We start from the raw sequence: 15,940 nt of genomic DNA on the forward strand, positions 1-15,940 counted from the left end.
GCATCGCCGCGTGTCGTTAGCCAGGTTATCGCAACGCGTTTTCCGTGCGCCGTCACGGATCGAGGACTTCATCATGACAACAAGAAACAGATCTTCCGCCATCATCGTTTCGGCTTCGCTGCTCGGTGCAGTGCTGGCCCTCTCCGCCTGCCAGAAGCAGGACGCCGTCCCGCCCACCGCAGCAGCCGCACCGGCTGCGCCGACCACGCCGCCCTACACGCCGCCCACGGCCGAGCAACTGTCGCAGATGGTGGCCCCCATCGCCCTGTTCCCGGACAAGCTGGTGGCGCAAGTGCTGGCCGGGGCCACCTACCCGGACCAGATCGTCGCCGCCAACCAGTGGCTGGGACAGAATGGCGCGCTCAAGGGCGATATCCTGCAGGCAGCCGAAGACAAGCAGCCCTGGGACGTCAGCGTGAAATCGCTCACCATGTTCCCGGCGGTGCTGTCGCAGATGGCCGCCAATCCGGACTGGACGCGCTCGCTGGGCGATGCCTTCGTCAATGATCCCAACGACGTGATGAATGCCATCCAGGCCCTGCGCCTGCGTGCGCAACAGGCCGGCAATCTCAAGAGTTCCTCGCAGCTCAAGGTGGTCAGCACGGTACGCAGCAGCGACACCGTGCGGGTGGAAGATGCACCCGCGCCGCGCACCGTCTACGCCGGTGCCCCGGTGATCCCGCCGCCGCCGCAGACCATCGTCATCGAATCCAGCCAGCCGGACACGGTCTACGTGCCGGCCTACAACCCGGCCGTGGTCTATGGCCCGCCGGTGCCGGTGTATCCGGGCTACGCCTATCGTCCGCCCAGCCCGGTGGCCAATGAAGTGGTGGTGGGTGCGCTGTCCTTCGGCGTGGGCGTGTTCGTGGGCGAGGCCATCAGTCATCACAGTGACTGGGGATGGCATGACTGGGGCATGCACTGGGGTGGCGGCGGTGGCGGCGATCGCCCCTCCGGCGACTGGCAGCGGCCGGCCGTGGTGTACAAGAACACCACCTATGTCTCGCACTCGACCACCGTGATCAATCGCGTGACCAACAACAACGTGACGGTCAACAATACGCGCGTGGTGAACAACAACGTGAACAACGTCAGCAACGTCAATAACGTCAGCAATGTCAGCAATGTCAGCAATGTCAGCAACGTGAACAACGTGCGCAATGTCGACGAGCGCAACGTCAACAACCAGACCCGCATCGACAATCGCCACGAACAGGTGGCACCGGCGGCCATGAGCATGCCGCATTTCACGGCCAGCGATGCACGTCCCGGCGCGATGCCGTCACTGCGCGCGCAGGAAACTCAGCAGAAGATGGCACTGGCCAACCTGCATGCACAGCCGCAGGCGCAGAAGGAAGCCGTGCAGGCAACGGGTGCGCACCCGCATCAGGAAGCGCCACAACAGGCACAGCGCGAGCAGCAGGAGCAACGCCAACTGCAGCAGCAACAACAGGAGCAGCGCGCGCAGAAGGAACAGCAGGCGGCGCACGAACGTGAACAGGCGCAACAGAATGCATCGCAACAAGCCCGCCAGCAGGCCGAGGAAAGAAAGGCCCAGGCGATGAAGCAGGAAAACGTTCATCCGCAGATGCAGGCGCATGCTGCCGCTGCGCCCCGTGAAGAACGTCCGCCGCAGCACGAACAGAAGGCGGCCCCCGAGCGGCATGAGGCAGCTGCCCATGCACAGGAAGCGCACGCGCAAGCGAAGCACGAGCCGGCCAAACACGAGGAAGACAAGCGCGCCAACGACAAGCATGAAGGCGAGAAGCACGAGGGAGAAAAGCACAACGGCTGAGGCCGTGAGCCCCTTCCTCACATCGCTGAGTAGCAACACAAAGGGCCGCTTCCATGCGGCCCTTCGTGTTTGACGCTGCGGCAATCAGCTGCCGATGTTGTCGGGATCAGTGCGCTGATCCAGCGTCAGCTGCAGGAAGGCCAGGTCCAGCCACTTGCCGAACTTGGTGCCGACCTGCGGCATGTGGCCGACCTGCTCGAAGCCGAGCTTCTTGTGCAGGGCGATGGAGCCGACGTTGCTGGCATCGATGGCGGCCACCATGACGTGCTTGCCGACCGCGCGGGCACGCGGGATCAAAGCTTGCATCAGGGCCACGCCCAGGCCTTCGCCACGGTGATCCTTGTGGACGTAGACCGAATGTTCCACCGAATGGCGGAAACCATCGAAGGGACGCCAGTCACCGAAGCTCGCATAGCCCAGCACCTTGTCGCCCTCCACCGCCACCAACACCGGATAGCCCAGTTGGCGACGGGCCGCCAGCCAGTCCTGGCGGTTCTGGTCGTCCACCAGCTTGTCGCTCCAGATGGCCGTGGTATTGACCACGGCGTCGTTGAAGATCAGGGTGATGCCGGGGATGTCGGCAGGGGTAGCGTCGCGAATCTGCATGGTGTCTCGGTCTCGGAATTCGGGGTCTGCAGCGACAATGCTGCGGATGAGCAGTGTAGCCGAAGACGGCCATGGCAGGATCTTGCCGCGGGGCAGCGTCTTAAGACATCTGACAACTAGAGGTGTTAGAATGCGTGCGCTCATCCATAGAGCAACCCGCCTGGCCTGATCGACCGTGGCCAGGACCGGGAACCACAAGAAATGCCAGCCCCGCAAGCTGGACGCAAGATCGGAGACGCGTTGACCCACTCTGAGATTGCGACCCATGCCCCATTCCATTGCAACGACGTCTCATCCTGCGCAGGCCGCTCCACGCGGCATTGCGGGTGCCGGCGCGCGTGCCGTGCAGCGGTCATGGCGGGCGCAGTCCTGCCCGATGCGTCCTTGTCCCGATGCCTCGCGCAGCTTGTTTTCCACCCACTCCACTTTGCTCACATCATGACCACCAAGTTCAGTCCCTCGCGGCGTGCCGTCCTCGCGGCCACCGCAGCGGCAGTGCCGCTAGTCTCGCTGCCCCTGCTCAAGCAGGCCCGGGCCGATGGCCTGGAAGGCATCGAGCTGCAGCACTACAAGCCGGTGTTCTTCAATGCCGCCCAATGGCTCTTCATCCTGGCCGCCTGCGACCGCCTGATCCCCGCCGAAGGGCGCGGGCCGGGCGCGCTGGAAACCAATGTGCCGGTCTTCATCGACCAGCAATTGCATGCCGGCCTGGGCAGCGACATCTACCAGCAGGGGCCGCATCAGACCGATGCACCGGCTACGCTGGGCTTCCAGATTCCCTACGCGCCGCAGGACGTCTACCGCATCGGCATCGACCTGACCCAGCAGATCAGCCAGCAACAGCATGGCAAGCGCTTCGAGCAGCTGGAGGCCAAGGACAAGGATGCCCTGCTGACCTCGCTGCAGAAGAACGCTGCGGACTTTGCCGCGCTGGGCGAGAAGGCGATGAAGCCTTCGCAGTTCTTCGGCCAGCTGCTGGGCGATACCAAGAACGGCTACCTGGCCGATCCCATGTACGGCGGCAACAAGGACATGAAGGCCTGGGTCGCCATCGGCTTCCCCGGTGCGCGTGCGGCCTATACCGAATGGGTGGACCAGCACAACGTGAAGTATCCGCTGGGACCGGTGAGCCTGTCGGGCAAGCGCGCCTGATGCGCGGCCCTGTCTCCTCGTTCACGCCTGCAACCTCTTACTGACTTAACTCCATGCCTAACATTACCAACGACGACGTCGACGTCGTCATCGTCGGCCTCGGCTGGGCCGGCTCCCTGATGGCCATCGAACTGGCCCAGGCCGGCCTGAAGGTACGCGCCCTGGAGCGCGGCCCGGACCGTCCGCCGGAAGACTTCGCCTATCCCAAGCCGGCCGACCAGTACGGCTACGCCACCCGCAACAAGGTCTTCGCCACCCCGCGCGATGCCGCGCTGACAGTGCGCTACAACACCACGCAGCAGGCGCTGCCGACCCGCAAGTGGGGGGCCTTCGCGCCCGGCACTGGCGTCGGCGGCTCGGGCCTGCACTGGACGGCGGTGCTGATCCGCGCCACGCCCACCGACCTCAAGCTCAAGACCTACGCCGACCAGGCCTACAAGCACAGCAGTCTCGACCCCGAGATGCGCATCAAGGATTTCCCCTTCACCTGGAACGAGATCGAGCCGCACTACGATTTCTTCGACAAGGTCTGCGGCCTGTCGGGCAATACCGGCAACCTGCGCGGCCAGATCCAGCCGGGCGGCGATCCTTTCGAAGGACCGCGCTCGAACCCCTATCCGCTGCCGGCGCTGCACGACACCTACAACAACACCCTGTTCGCCGATGTGGCGCGCAAGCTGGGCTACCATCCCTTCCCCAATCCCTCGGCCAATGTTTCGCAGGCCTGGACCAATCCGTATGGCGCACAAATTGCACCTTGCAACTATTGCGGTTTCTGCAGCAAGTATCCCTGCCTGAACTATTCCAAGGCCTCGCCGCAGACCACCATCCTGGATGTGGTCAAGCGCCTGCCCAACTTCGATTACAAGGTCAACGCCAACGTCATCCGCGTGGACCTGCACGCCGACAGGAAGACCGCACGCGGCGTGACCTACATCGACGAGAACATGAAGGAAGTGTTCCAGCCGGCCAAGATCGTGATCCTCTCCAGCTTCCAGTTCGCCAACGTGCGCCTGATGCTGCTCTCGGGCATCGGCAAGCCCTATGACCCGATCACCGAGACCGGCGTCATCGGCCGCAACTATGCCTTCCTCTCCAATGGCGGGGCGACGCTGTTCTTCAAGGACAAGCACTTCAATTCCTTTGCCACGGCCGGTGCCACCGGCGAAATGTTCAACGATATTTCGCCCGGCAACTTCGACGATGGCATCAAGCTGGGTTTCATCGGCGGTGCCAAGATCCACAGTTCACAAGCCTCGGGCGCACCGATCGGCACGGCGCTGCCGCCGGGCACGCCCAGCTGGGGACGCGGCTGGAAGGAAGGCATGATCGACTGGTACGACCATTCCATGAAGATCAGCATCACCACCACCTGCATGTCCTATCGCGGCCACTTCCTGGACCTGGATCCGAACTACAAGGACCCATGGGGGCAGCCGCTGTTGCGCATGACCTTCGACTGGCGACAGAACGAACTGAAGCTGCAACGCTACCTGCGCGACATCGTGCTCAAGATTTCCAAGGAGCTCAATCCGGACCACATGTCGGAAAGCTTCTTGGCCCTGGATTCGCATTGGGACATCACCAAGTACGTCTCCACCCACAACGTGGGCGGCGCGATCATGGGCGATTCGCCGCGCGATTCGGCCTTGAACAAGTACCTGCAATCCTGGGATGTACACAACGTCTTCGTCCCCGGCGGCAATGCCTTCCCGCAGAACTTCCAGGCCAATCCGACGGCTACCATCGGTGCCATCACGCTCATGGCCGCGCATGCCATCAAGACGCAGTACCTGAAGAACCCCGGCCCGCTGGTCCAGGCATGAAGGGGGGAGAGAACATGAAAAAAATGACTTCATTGCTGGCCGGACTGGCGTTGTCGCTGGGCGTGCTGGGTGTGTTCAATGTGGCGCAGGCGGCCGACCAGGATACGGTGGCACGCGGCCAATACCTGGCACGCGCCGGCGACTGCATGGCCTGCCACAGCGCCGCCGGCAAGCCGGCCTATTCGGGCGGACTGGCCATCGACAGCGGCCACGGCATCATCTATTCGACCAACATCACGCCGGACAAGGAACACGGCATCGGCAACTACAGCGAAGCCCAATTCTCGGCGGCCGTGCGCCATGGCGTGCGCGCCGATGGCACGCAGCTCTATCCGGCCATGCCCTACCCCAGCTATGCCAAGGTGAGTGACGAGGACATCCACGCCCTCTACACCTACTTCATGCAAGGAGTGAAACCGGTGGCCTCCACGCCGCCGGCCAGCAGCATGAGCTTCCCGTTCAACATCCGCTGGGGGATGAAGCTGTGGAATGTCTTCTTCGCCAATGACAAGCCGTTCAAGGAGCAGGACGGCTGGAGCGCCGAGATCAAGCGTGGTGCCTATCTGGTGGAGGGCCTGGGCCACTGCGGCAGCTGCCACACCCCGCGCGGCTTTGCCATGAACGAGAAGGCCAGCGACAGCAGCCAGGCGCAGTTCCTCTCGGGCGGCGACCTCAATGGCTGGGCGGTACCGTCGCTGCGCGGCATGCCGCACTGGAGCGCGCAGGACATCGTCGACTACCTGCAGACCGGCCGCAACAAGACCGCGTCAGTGGCGGGCGAGATGAGCCTGGTGGTGGAACACAGCACGGCGCACCTGAAACCGGAAGACCTGCAGTCCATCGCCGCTTACCTGAAGACGCTCTCGCCGGTGGCATCCGCCAGCAGCGGGCGCGTCACGCCGCAAGGGGCCGAGGCGACCACGAAGAAACTCACGGCCGCCAAGGACCTGAGCCTGGGCGAGCGCCTGTACCTGGACAACTGCGCGGCCTGCCACTTCGTCAATGGCAAGGGCGCGCCGGGCATCTTCCCGGTACTCGATGGCGCGACCGTGGTCAATGCCGACAATCCCAGCGCGTTGCTGCACGTGATCCTGGCCGGGGCGCGCACGCCGTCCACCGAGAAGGCACCGTCGATCCTGGTCATGCCGGGCTTCGCCCATCGCCTCTCGGACAAGGAAGCGGCAGAACTGGCCAGCTTCGTGCGCCAGGGCTGGAGCAACCAGGCAGGGACCGTGTCGGAGAAGGAAGTGCGCCGGATGCGCGAGGGTCTGGCCAAGCACGGGTCCTGATCTGCTGCGCAAATCGTCGCTGTGAAAGAAAAGGCTCGCATGGCAACATGCGGGCTTTTTTTACGCGGCTGTCACGCCAAGCCGGCTGCAAGTTGATTGACCACGATGAACGATCGCGCCACTATAGCGCCCAGGCAATTCTTCTTGAAAGCACGCATGCTCCCTACCTACGGTGCCACCTATCGCGGCAAGCACATCAGCGTCTCCTGCACGCAGCAACGCGATGGCGACGTCCTTTGCACCGTGCAGATCGATGGCGAACCGGCCCCCGGCCTGCACGGCAATCCCTTCGCTTCGGTGGCCTCGGCACAGGTGGCCGGTGTGGGTTACGCGCGTGCGGTGATCGATACCCAGCTCGACAATGACGTAGCCGAGCATCACGGTTATTTCATCCGGGTCAGCAGCAGGGAACAGATCGACGGTACCTGGGTCGGCAGTTACCAGCTGCATCGCAATGACAACCCGGTCGCCTTCCGGCGCGTGGTGTGCGAGGACTTTCGCGGCAATACCTCGGTGGAGGCAGAACAGTATGCGATGGCCACGGCCTTCGTGGCGGTAGACGCCGACGTCAAGGCCGGCAAGCTCTGAGCGGACGGAAGGCTTCAGGCCGCTTTCTTGCGGCGGGCGGGCAGCTTGTCGTGCTGGGCCAGGATGGCCGACAGCAAACCCGGAAAACGCTGCTCGATATCGGCGCTGCGCAAGGTGTTGATGTGGGTGGTGCCATTGCTCTCGGTACGCACCAGGCCGGCTTCGCGCAAGACCTTGAAGTGGTGCGAGACGGTGGACTTGGGACGCCCGCCATCGAGTTCGCCGCAGGTCGCACATTCCACGCGCGCCAGGTGGCGCACGATCTCCAGGCGGATCGAATCGCTCAGCGCGTAGAGCACGCGCTCCAGCACGAACTCGGCAATCTCGGGATGTTTGTAGGGACGCATCTGCAAGATGATACACCCTGGGTTATACTCCTTCCATAGTTCGAAGATTTACGAACAAACGAAGCGAGTGCTGTGCCAGTGCAGCGCTTGTTGATCTCATTTTCATCATTGACAAGAAGCCACCCATGTCTGCTCTCTTTACTCCCTTCAAGCTGAAGGACCTGAACCTGCGCAACCGCATTGCCGTCCCGCCCATGTGCCAGTACATGGCGGTGGACGGCAAGGCCAACGAATGGCACCTGTCGCACTACGCCAGCATCGCCCGTGGCGGTGCCGGCCTGGTGATCGTGGAAGCCACCGCCGTGGCCCCGGAAGGCCGCATCACGCCGGGCTGCACCGGCATCTGGTCGGACGAGCTGGCGCAAGCCTTCGTGCCGGTGGTGCAAGCCATCAAGGCCGCCGGTGCCGTGCCCGGCATCCAGATCGGCCACGCCGGCCGCAAGGCCAGCGCCAATCGACCCTGGGAAGGCGACGACCACATGGCCGCCGACGACGCGCGCGGCTGGGACACCATCGCTCCGTCCGCGATTGCTTTTGGCAAGGGCTTGCCCAAGGTCCCCAAGGCCATGAGCCTGGACGACATCGCCCGCGTGCGCCAGAACTTCGTCGATGCCGCCATCCGCGCGCGTGATGCCGGTTTCGAATGGCTGGAGCTGCACTTCGCCCACGGCTACCTGGGCCAGAGCTTCTTCTCGGCGCATTCCAACCAGCGTGATGACCTCTACGGTGGCAGCGTGGAAAACCGCGCCCGCTTCCTGCTGGAAACCCTGCGTGCCGTGCGTGAAGTGTGGCCGGAACACCTGGCCCTGACGGTACGCTTCGGCGTGCTGGAATACGATGGCCGCGACGAGCAGACGCTGGTCGACTCCATCGGCGTGGTGCGCCAGTTCAAGGAGATCGGCATGGACATGATCAGCGTGACCATCGGTTTCACCATTCCTGAAGTGCAGATCCCCTGGGGCCCGGCCTTCCTCGGTCCGATCGCCAAACGCGTGCGCGAAGAAGCTGGCGTGCCGGTGTCTTCCGCCTGGGGCTTCGGCACGCCGGAACTGGCCGAGCGCGCCGTCAAGGAGGGCCAGCTCGACCTGGTGATGGTCGGTCGTTCGCATCTGGCCAACCCGCACTGGACTTATCAGGCCGCCAAGGAACTGGGCGTGGAGCGCCCTTCCTGGACGCTGCCGGCACCTTACGCGCACTGGCTGGAACGTTATTGATGCACTGATGCGGCATCCTGCTGCGGGGCTTGCTGCCTTGGCAGCATGACAGGATGACAGCATTGCCGGTCTGCAAGCCGCTCAGGGATTCCCTGAGCGGCTTGTTTGTTTTCTAGGGAAAATCACTAGAGCCACGGGCGGTGCTTTCTCCTAAGATGAAGTCGTCTTGAGGAGATCATCATGTTCACCACCTTCCTGCTGACTGCCGTTCTCTCTACGCTGGTGACCGTTGCGTTGTCGGCCACGGGCATCTACCTGTTGGCCGAAGCGCGCTGGCGGCATCATCCGCTGGCCAGCCGTGCCAGCCTGCCGCCGCATCGGCTGCCGTATTGAGCGAGCGGGACGGCACCGTGTCCGGTGCCGCCTGGTGTGTGTCTGCCTGAATCGCGATGAAATGATGTTGGCCCCCTGGTCGTCGGACCCGGGGGATTTTTTTTGCGTGAGGGTTACAGGGCAGCGTAGCGCGGCAACAGGTCCTGGTCAGCCAGGCGGATTTCGATAGCGTTGGCGGCCTGGATGTGATCGGGATTTTCATCGTCAAACGCATCGCCCGCCACCGAGACGATGATCGTGCCGCGTTGCTGTCCGTCCTCGTTCAATACCGGCAGCAGCTCGGCGGCCTCGGGGACTTGGGCGCGCGTGATCCTGCCTGGCAGATACAGCAGCCATCCGGCGCCGGGGCGATCGGCGAAGACCTTGTGGCGCATGCCATATCCGCCAGGGTCGACCGCGATGAAGGGAGGCTGCCATTGCAACGAGAGCCCCGTCAGCACCTTGATCAGATTGGCCTTCTGACAAAGCGCAGGAACTGCCTGCGCCTGCAGGCGGAAAGTGGAATTGCCGGGTCCATCGGCCTGCTGCAATCCGAGCAGGATGGCGGAGCCGCCCTCTTCTTCATAGCCGTTCCAGATACCAAGATAACGAAAGCCGTTGGCAGGATCACTGCGCTCCTCCTCTTCCACAATGGCCAGTGCAGCGCGTGTAGGACCGTCTCTTTCAAATGCCTGGATGCGCCGGGCATCTTCCGGCGTATCAGCTGGAGGGCACCAGTCGTCCAGCGGCATGCCCACAGCGTCCAAAAGAACCGCGACTTTCCACAGTATGGAGAAATGTTCGGATGCGCTAGGCAAGGTGGCGAGCGTTGAAGCAAAGGCAAAGTTGATGACAAGATACATGATCATGGCTTATGGAAAAGTTGGATGGCGAGCTTGTTGGCAGGAAAGACCTCGCTCAGATGACGAAAGACCAAATGATCCTGCACGTACCAGCACAAGTGGGCAGGACTGGACTTCAATACGGTCGCGCTCTGCGCGGCGGCTTGTTTCATAAGATTCGGGTACCCCTTCAATCCATAGAAGAACTTGGGCTCACCCGTCTTTCTGTCAAAAAACTGCGCATATCGTGCCTTGGCCTCTTGCAGCAGACACGGGCCCAGCTGGAATCCATCGAAATCAATGTCATCGAAGGCCCACTCGGTATAGGGCGCAAACCCGGTGACACGCGCCTGATAGGCCCGCGCCTCTTCAGACATGTGCCAGTTGCGTGGCACCAGGCTCCCCGCTGCGGGGGGACAGCGCTTGCAGGATTGATCTTTCTTGAGTACATCGGCCTGACTCAATGGGGAGGACTTGGCCTCTTCGGCCCTGCGCGAACTGCTGTAGATGGCCGCCCCGGTACCGGCTGCGACCGCCAACGCACCCAGCCCTATCCATCCAAGAATCTCGCTGCTGATCAGCGGTACCGCCACGACGGGAGCGATCATGATTTGCGCTCCTCATCTTGCGGCGCGGCCAGCTTGTGCAGGACGGCGATCATGTCATCGAGCCTTTGTTCGGGCGTGGCACCCGGGCGGCGAAGGTAACGCACGGTGCCCGGACGACGGAACAGGCCCGGCCAATCGGCCGACAGATACATCATGTAGATCAGGTGGGACAACGCACCGAAGCCCAGCGACAGACCATGCGCATAGGCCTCGCGCATGCGCCGGATTACCTCGCTGCGCCCCGGCACGCGCTGCAGGTCGCCACGCTCGGAGAGGAACTGGTCGGCCACGGCAGCAATGAAGTGTTCGGTATCACGGGCACGCAAACGCGCCAGGTCGTCTTCATCGAGGCGGATCATGTCGGCCTCCCGATATGAACCCGGCGGCCATCCAGCAACAGGTGCCATTCAAACAGGTGACCGAAGAGCGTGTTGCGCTGCGCTGCCTTCAGGTCACGCGCTGCTGCAGCCAACACGCGCGGATCCCACAAGCGCAGCAGTGCAGTGCGTCCGTCGGGCAAGCTCATCTGCATGCACAAGCGCAATAGTTGCGCCAGGCCCTGCAGATCCTGCGGGCCAATGATCCAGGAAACCGCCGGAGCAATCGCTTCCAGGCGGCTGATCTGCTCCAGCAACGCAGGGGACAGCTTCTCGACCGCCAGCAGCCAGGGCCCGGCGGGCGCCAGATGCGCATCCACGGTCTCGGCAAAAAGTGCAATGACGCCGGGTGCCTCACGTAGCGCCGCATCCGTGCAGGACTCGTAGTGCAGTCCGTCCACGAGGACGTACAGCTGCAGTGCCGGCATGGTCTTCCTCGCCTCGGCCAGTCGCTTCATGACGTCGGCGGCCATCAGCTGCGCACCAGCAGGGTGGCGCCGCTGACGGCAGCATCGCGCATACAGCTCAGGCAGATGCCGGAATCGGCCGATGCAGCGTTCCCGGCGCCGGCCTTGGCTACCTCGGCCTCAGCGGCCAGGAATTCCGGACTGGCAATCCGCCCCTCGGCATGCGTGCTGGTAGCCTGGCTGGCGATGAGTGTGGCGCCGCAGGCGGTGCGGTCACCGTGGCGTGCCACGGCCGCGCCGAGCGAGAACATGTCGCCCGCGCCGGTAGTGATGGCGAAGGTCCCCTGGCACCGGGGACAGACCGTCTGGTCCCCCACGCGCGCCACCGGCTTGCCGTGGACCATGAAAGTGAGATCGCCGGAGATGACCGTGCCGCCGTGGCTGGTCTTGTCTCCAATCGTGATGAAGGCTTGTGGCATACGCTCCTCCTCTGCAGTGATGACATCAGCCGCAGCGCGAAGAAGAGAATCCGAAAGAAGCCTTCAGCCGGTGCCGCAGCAAGGCCGCACATCATGCCGGGGCAAGACGCATCGGCCCGCATCGGGCAGAAAAGAAGAGCGAATCCTGGAAGGATTTTTAGTAACGCCTGATACGATTTCGAGCAGGCGCAAGCAATCAAAACAAATCAGTAAAACAGCAAAGTCCACAAGGGAACGCTGGCCAGCAGCAGACAGCCAAGGAAGGCGGCAAGGAAGAGCAGTTTTTTCTTTCGGGTGGCCATGGTGAACCTGCAGGACGGAAATGGGCGCGCATGCGCAAGGCCGCAGTGTACCGCGCCCGCCGCCATCAGGCCATGCCGTTGCGGCCGTAGGCACGGAAGCCGGGCCGCTCGCTGAGACGCTCGTAATACGCTGCCACGGCCGGCAAGGGCGCATGGTCCAAGGGCGTGCCGAACCAGCGATTGACCGACAACCCGACCGGAATATCGGCCAGCGTGAATGCAGGACCCGCCACGAAACCGCCACTGTGCTGCAACCGTTGTTCCAGCACCTGCATGAAGCGCGTCCAGCCAGCGATGGAAGCCGCCAGTTGCTGCGCATCGCCATGCTCGGGCGACTTGCGCACCAGCGCCATGAAGGCATAGCTCCAGCTGCGGTTGAGGTCGCTGGCCTGCCAGTCCATCCACTGGTCGATGCGTGCGCGCAGACGCAGTGCTTGCGGATACAGCGCACCGTCACCGTATTGCCCGGCGAGATAGCGCAGGATGCTGTTGGACTCCCACAGGACGAAGCCATCATCATCAATCACCGGCACCATCGCATTGGGATTCATGGCAACGAAGGAAGGCTCGCTGGTCGATTTGAAACCAATACCCCAGTCCTGCCGCTCGAAGGCAATGTCCAGCTCGCTGCAGGCCCACAGGACCTTGCGTACGTTGATGGAATTGTCACGGCCGTAGATCGTCAGCATGCAGGCTCCCGTACAGTAAGTGTCAGGCTGGCAAGCCTAGCAGGTGGCCCGGTACGGTGCCATGCACAGTTCTTCCTCATTCTCCCCGGTGACTGTTGCGCTGCAGTCAAGTGGCCCGGTACAAAGCTGCCAACTGTACCGGGACGGCTCGAGGAAGTGGCCGTACAATCGACCTCCCACTGGCCATACCTGCCGCCCACATCCATGTCTTCCTCCAACATTGCCAAGCTGTTGCTGCTGGCTGCCATCTGGGGCACCAGCTTCATGCTCATGCGCATCGCCGCTCCGGTCTTCGGCCCCATGCTGACCACCTTCGGCCGTGCCTCGCTGGCTACGCTGTCGCTGCTGGCCTTTGCCCGCATGCGCGGGGTGCCGCTGCAGTGGCGACGCAACTGGCTGCCCTACCTGGTGATCGGCATCTTCAATACCGCCCTGCCCTTCGCGCTGTTTGCCTGGTCGGCGCTGCACATTCCCTCGGCCTACATGGCCACCATGAATTCGCTGGCACCGATCTTCACGGCCATGTTCGGTTTCCTGCTGCTGGGCGAACGGCTGAGCCTGGTGCGTACCGGGGCCTTCGTGCTGGGCCTGGTCGGCGTGGCGGTGCTGGTGGGCATCGGCCCGGCACCGGTCGATGCGCTGGTGATCGCCGGGGTGCTGGCGGCCATGGGTGCGGCTGTCAGCTATGGTTTTGCGGCCACCTTCACGCGCATGCGCGCCGGCGGCATCCCGCCCATCGCCATGGCCACCGGCAGCCAGTTCGCCGCTGCCCTGTGCCTGCTGCCGCTGGCTGCGCCGTCGATGCCGCATGCGCTGCAGGCGGGTACCCTGCCTGCGCTGTTATCTGTACTGGTGCTGGGCGTGCTCTGTACCGGTATCGCTTACGCACTGTTCTTCCAACTGATTGCCGCTGAAGGGGCGACCAAGGCCATCACCGTGACCTTCCTGGTGCCGATGACCGCTTCGCTGTGGGGCTGGCTGCTGCTGGATGAACCGGTGACCGTGGGCACCGTGACCGGCATCGCCGTCGTGCTCATCGCCACCGCCACCGCCTTGCGGGCCAAACCGGCAGCAGCCGCCAAGAACAAGAAAGTGACTGCCTGATTCGAGGCTGCGCCAAACAAAAAGGCGCTGCGGGAAAATCCGCAGCGCCTTTTTTCATCCCGCCAGATTCGGCTTACCAGCCGTACTGCGCGCACGCCTTGCGATACGCCAGCCCTGCCAGCGCCACATCTTCCAGCCCGATGCCGATGGCCTTGTAGATGACGATGTCCTCGTCGCGGCGCTGATAAGGCATGCTGCCATCGACAGCCTGCGCCAGTTCCATCACCTTGTCCCACGCGAACACGCCCGGTGCGCACTGCACCAGGTCGCCGGCCTCCTGCTGCGCCTGCGGCTTCCATTCCACGAACAGCGCGGCGGCACGGCCGATGGCGGTGTCGTCCAGCTCGCGCACGTTGGCCTTGGAGGCACCGACGGCGGCCACGAAGGCCCCCGGACGCAGCAGCTTGCCATCGAACAGCGGCGTGGCTGAACGGGTCACGGTGACCAGCACGTCCGCTGCGGCGGCGGCTTCATCGATGCTCACCACGCGCGCCGGAACGCCCAGGGTGCGCGTGACTTCCTCGGCCAGGGCTTCGCGGCCCGACAAGCCGGCGATCAATACTTCCTTGAACGGCCGCACCTGCAGCAGCGCCGGAATGTGCGAACGCGCCTGCACGCCGGTGCCGATCACCGCCAGGGTGGCGGCATCCCTGCGGGCCAGCGCGTCGCAGGCCACTGCGGTTGCGGCTGCAGTGCGCAGGCCGGTCATGGCGTCGCCCTCCAGCGTGCACAGCGGTGCGCCGGTCTCGCTGGAGAACAGCTGGATGACGAACCTGAACTGGCCCTTGATGGTGGTATAGACCTTGGCCCCGGCGATCCCCGCCGACGGAATGACCGCCCCCATCATCGACAGCATCACGCCATTGGCGGCACTGGTGCGCACGCGCCCCTGGTGCGCGCCCTCGGCGGCGTGGGCAAAGGCCTCGCGCATGGAGGCGATGGCGTCTTCGGTGGTCAGCAGTTCGCTGACCTGCTGGTTGGTGAGAAATTTCATGCGGGACCTTGGCTTCAAAAAATGCAGGAAAAATTATGGCGTGCCGTGCTCGGCCTTGAGATAGTTCCAGATCCGGTCTATGTCCGGATTGGCTCCATCCAGACGGCGATAGACGCGGATATCCATCTCGTCGCACCACAGCCCCTGCTCCAGCGCTTCGCTGTCGTTCGGGGCGATGGCCAGGGTCAGCTTGCCCTCGGCGATCTCGCGCGACACCGCACTGGCCGGCAGCCAGGCGATGCCGTGGCCTTCGACGGCCATGCTCTTCAAGCCTTCGGCCAGGTCGGTCTCGAAGCGGCGGAACAGGTGCACGCGGCGCGGGCTGGAATGCAGGGCCTTCTCGACGATGCGCGAGAGCGAGGAATACGGGGAATAACTGAGGAAAGGTTGCGGATCATTGGGCGTCCCTGGCAACACATACTTGGGCTGGCCACTGGGCAGCGTCTTGACATAGGGACGCAGCGGCTCCTTGCCCAGCGAAAGCACGGCATAGCGTTCGGTATCGAGGGCGATGCCCTGCTGGCGATGGTCATAGCACAGCAGCAGGTCGCAGTTGCGCTCCACCAGGGCCATGACGGCATCGTGCACGTTGCCGGCCATGACGGTGGTGGCGATGGCGCCGATGGTCTTTTCGATTTCCGACAGCAGCTTGGGGAACACCGTCAGCAAGAGCGTGTGCGGCATCGCAAAGCGTACCGAGGATTGCGCACCTGCCAGTTGGCCGCGCAGCACCAGCCGCGCCTGCATCGACTGGTTGAGCATTTCCTTGGCGATCGGGACGAAGGATTCACCGGCCGGCGTGAGCGTGCAGGGATAGGACGAGCGATCGAACAGTTCGGCGCCCAGCCAGGTTTCCAGCGAGCGGATGCGGCGGCCGAAGGCCGGTTGCGTGACATTGCGCAGTTTGGCCGAGCGGCTGAAATTCAGCGTATCGACGACCGAGAGGAAGTCCTCCACCCATTTGATTTCCATCTTCCCTACCCCGTTGGCTTGCCGCGCTGATCCGGCG

The 15,940-nt window shown here is 63.6% G+C and carries 18 protein-coding genes; 8 read left to right on the forward strand and 10 right to left on the reverse strand.

Annotated elements, in window-relative coordinates; all coding sequences use genetic code 11:
• The first annotated feature begins 73 nt into the window (after positions 1 to 73).
• A complete protein-coding gene (locus ACWFUC_RS03455) occupies positions 74 to 1,795 on the forward strand; it encodes a DUF3300 domain-containing protein (protein ID WP_489637442.1) in 1,722 nt (573 codons plus the stop codon).
• An 84-nt stretch (positions 1,796 to 1,879) separates the two neighbouring features.
• Here ACWFUC_RS03455 and ACWFUC_RS03460 read toward each other — a convergent pair whose 3' ends face one another.
• On the reverse strand, positions 1,880 to 2,401 hold the full coding sequence (locus ACWFUC_RS03460; RefSeq protein WP_121041083.1) for a GNAT family N-acetyltransferase: 522 nt from the start codon (positions 2,399 to 2,401) through the stop codon (positions 1,880 to 1,882).
• Between the two features lie 438 nt (positions 2,402 to 2,839).
• Between ACWFUC_RS03460 and ACWFUC_RS03465 the strand changes: the two genes are divergently transcribed.
• The 4 genes from ACWFUC_RS03465 (at position 2,840) to ACWFUC_RS03480 (ending at position 7,256) form a co-directional block, all read left to right on the forward strand.
• On the forward strand, positions 2,840 to 3,553 hold the full coding sequence (locus ACWFUC_RS03465; RefSeq protein WP_489624109.1) for a gluconate 2-dehydrogenase subunit 3 family protein: 714 nt from the start codon (positions 2,840 to 2,842) through the stop codon (positions 3,551 to 3,553).
• A 53-nt stretch (positions 3,554 to 3,606) separates the two neighbouring features.
• Positions 3,607 to 5,379 carry a GMC family oxidoreductase gene (locus ACWFUC_RS03470; RefSeq protein ID WP_489624110.1) on the forward strand — a complete coding sequence of 591 codons (1,773 nt, stop codon included), beginning with the start codon at positions 3,607 to 3,609 and terminating at the stop codon, positions 5,377 to 5,379.
• 14 nt (positions 5,380 to 5,393) lie between these two features.
• Positions 5,394 to 6,668 (forward strand): c-type cytochrome, encoded by a 1,275-nt coding sequence (locus tag ACWFUC_RS03475; RefSeq protein ID WP_489624111.1) that lies wholly within the window; start codon positions 5,394 to 5,396, stop codon positions 6,666 to 6,668.
• A 156-nt stretch (positions 6,669 to 6,824) separates the two neighbouring features.
• Complete coding sequence (locus tag ACWFUC_RS03480) at positions 6,825 to 7,256, forward strand: hypothetical protein (RefSeq protein WP_039784766.1); 432 nt, start codon at positions 6,825 to 6,827, stop codon at positions 7,254 to 7,256.
• Between the two features lie 14 nt (positions 7,257 to 7,270).
• Here ACWFUC_RS03480 and ACWFUC_RS03485 read toward each other — a convergent pair whose 3' ends face one another.
• Positions 7,271 to 7,603 (reverse strand): ArsR/SmtB family transcription factor, encoded by a 333-nt coding sequence (locus ACWFUC_RS03485; RefSeq protein ID WP_034331719.1) that lies wholly within the window; start codon positions 7,601 to 7,603, stop codon positions 7,271 to 7,273.
• A gap of 125 nt (positions 7,604 to 7,728) precedes the next feature.
• Here ACWFUC_RS03485 and ACWFUC_RS03490 point away from each other — a divergent pair, with 125 nt between their 5' ends.
• Positions 7,729 to 8,817: an NADH:flavin oxidoreductase/NADH oxidase gene (locus ACWFUC_RS03490; RefSeq protein ID WP_276843520.1), complete on the forward strand. Its 1,089-nt coding sequence runs from the start codon at positions 7,729 to 7,731 to the stop codon at positions 8,815 to 8,817.
• A 180-nt stretch (positions 8,818 to 8,997) separates the two neighbouring features.
• Positions 8,998 to 9,150 carry a hypothetical protein gene (locus ACWFUC_RS03495; RefSeq protein ID WP_166675108.1) on the forward strand — a complete coding sequence of 51 codons (153 nt, stop codon included), beginning with the start codon at positions 8,998 to 9,000 and terminating at the stop codon, positions 9,148 to 9,150.
• 113 nt (positions 9,151 to 9,263) lie between these two features.
• Here the strand turns inward: ACWFUC_RS03495 and ACWFUC_RS03500 are convergent, their stop codons facing one another.
• The 6 genes from ACWFUC_RS03500 to ACWFUC_RS03525 form a co-directional block, all read right to left on the reverse strand.
• Entirely contained in the window at positions 9,264 to 9,998 is a 735-nt protein-coding gene (locus ACWFUC_RS03500) for a hypothetical protein (protein ID WP_489624112.1), read from the reverse strand.
• Positions 9,995 to 10,579: a restriction endonuclease fold toxin 5 domain-containing protein gene (locus ACWFUC_RS03505; protein ID WP_489624113.1), complete on the reverse strand. Its 585-nt coding sequence runs from the start codon at positions 10,577 to 10,579 to the stop codon at positions 9,995 to 9,997. Before ACWFUC_RS03505 ends, ACWFUC_RS03500 begins: the two co-directional genes overlap by 4 nt.
• Entirely contained in the window at positions 10,576 to 10,938 is a 363-nt protein-coding gene (locus ACWFUC_RS03510; protein WP_489624114.1) for a hypothetical protein, read from the reverse strand. Before ACWFUC_RS03510 ends, ACWFUC_RS03505 begins: the two co-directional genes overlap by 4 nt.
• Positions 10,935 to 11,429: a DUF4123 domain-containing protein gene (locus tag ACWFUC_RS03515; RefSeq protein WP_489624115.1), complete on the reverse strand. Its 495-nt coding sequence runs from the start codon at positions 11,427 to 11,429 to the stop codon at positions 10,935 to 10,937. Before ACWFUC_RS03515 ends, ACWFUC_RS03510 begins: the two co-directional genes overlap by 4 nt.
• A complete protein-coding gene (locus tag ACWFUC_RS03520; RefSeq protein ID WP_489624116.1) occupies positions 11,429 to 11,842 on the reverse strand; it encodes a PAAR domain-containing protein in 414 nt (137 codons plus the stop codon). Before ACWFUC_RS03520 ends, ACWFUC_RS03515 begins: the two co-directional genes overlap by 1 nt.
• A 367-nt stretch (positions 11,843 to 12,209) precedes the next feature.
• Positions 12,210 to 12,833, reverse strand: a complete 624-nt coding sequence (locus ACWFUC_RS03525; RefSeq protein ID WP_489624117.1) for a glutathione S-transferase family protein — start codon at positions 12,831 to 12,833, stop codon at positions 12,210 to 12,212.
• Positions 12,834 to 13,037: 204 nt separating this feature from the next.
• Between ACWFUC_RS03525 and ACWFUC_RS03530 the strand changes: the two genes are divergently transcribed.
• The gene (locus ACWFUC_RS03530) at positions 13,038 to 13,937 is read left to right on the forward strand and encodes a DMT family transporter (protein ID WP_489624118.1); all 900 of its coding nucleotides are present in this window, start codon (positions 13,038 to 13,040) and stop codon (positions 13,935 to 13,937) included.
• A gap of 73 nt (positions 13,938 to 14,010) precedes the next feature.
• Here ACWFUC_RS03530 and ACWFUC_RS03535 read toward each other — a convergent pair whose 3' ends face one another.
• On the reverse strand, positions 14,011 to 14,931 hold the full coding sequence (locus ACWFUC_RS03535; RefSeq protein ID WP_489624119.1) for an ornithine cyclodeaminase family protein: 921 nt from the start codon (positions 14,929 to 14,931) through the stop codon (positions 14,011 to 14,013).
• Between the two features lie 33 nt (positions 14,932 to 14,964).
• On the reverse strand, positions 14,965 to 15,903 hold the full coding sequence (locus ACWFUC_RS03540; protein ID WP_039784761.1) for a LysR family transcriptional regulator: 939 nt from the start codon (positions 15,901 to 15,903) through the stop codon (positions 14,965 to 14,967).
• Positions 15,904 to 15,940 lie beyond the last annotated feature (37 nt).

It is taken from the genome of Herbaspirillum sp. Her4, from assembly GCF_057961335.1.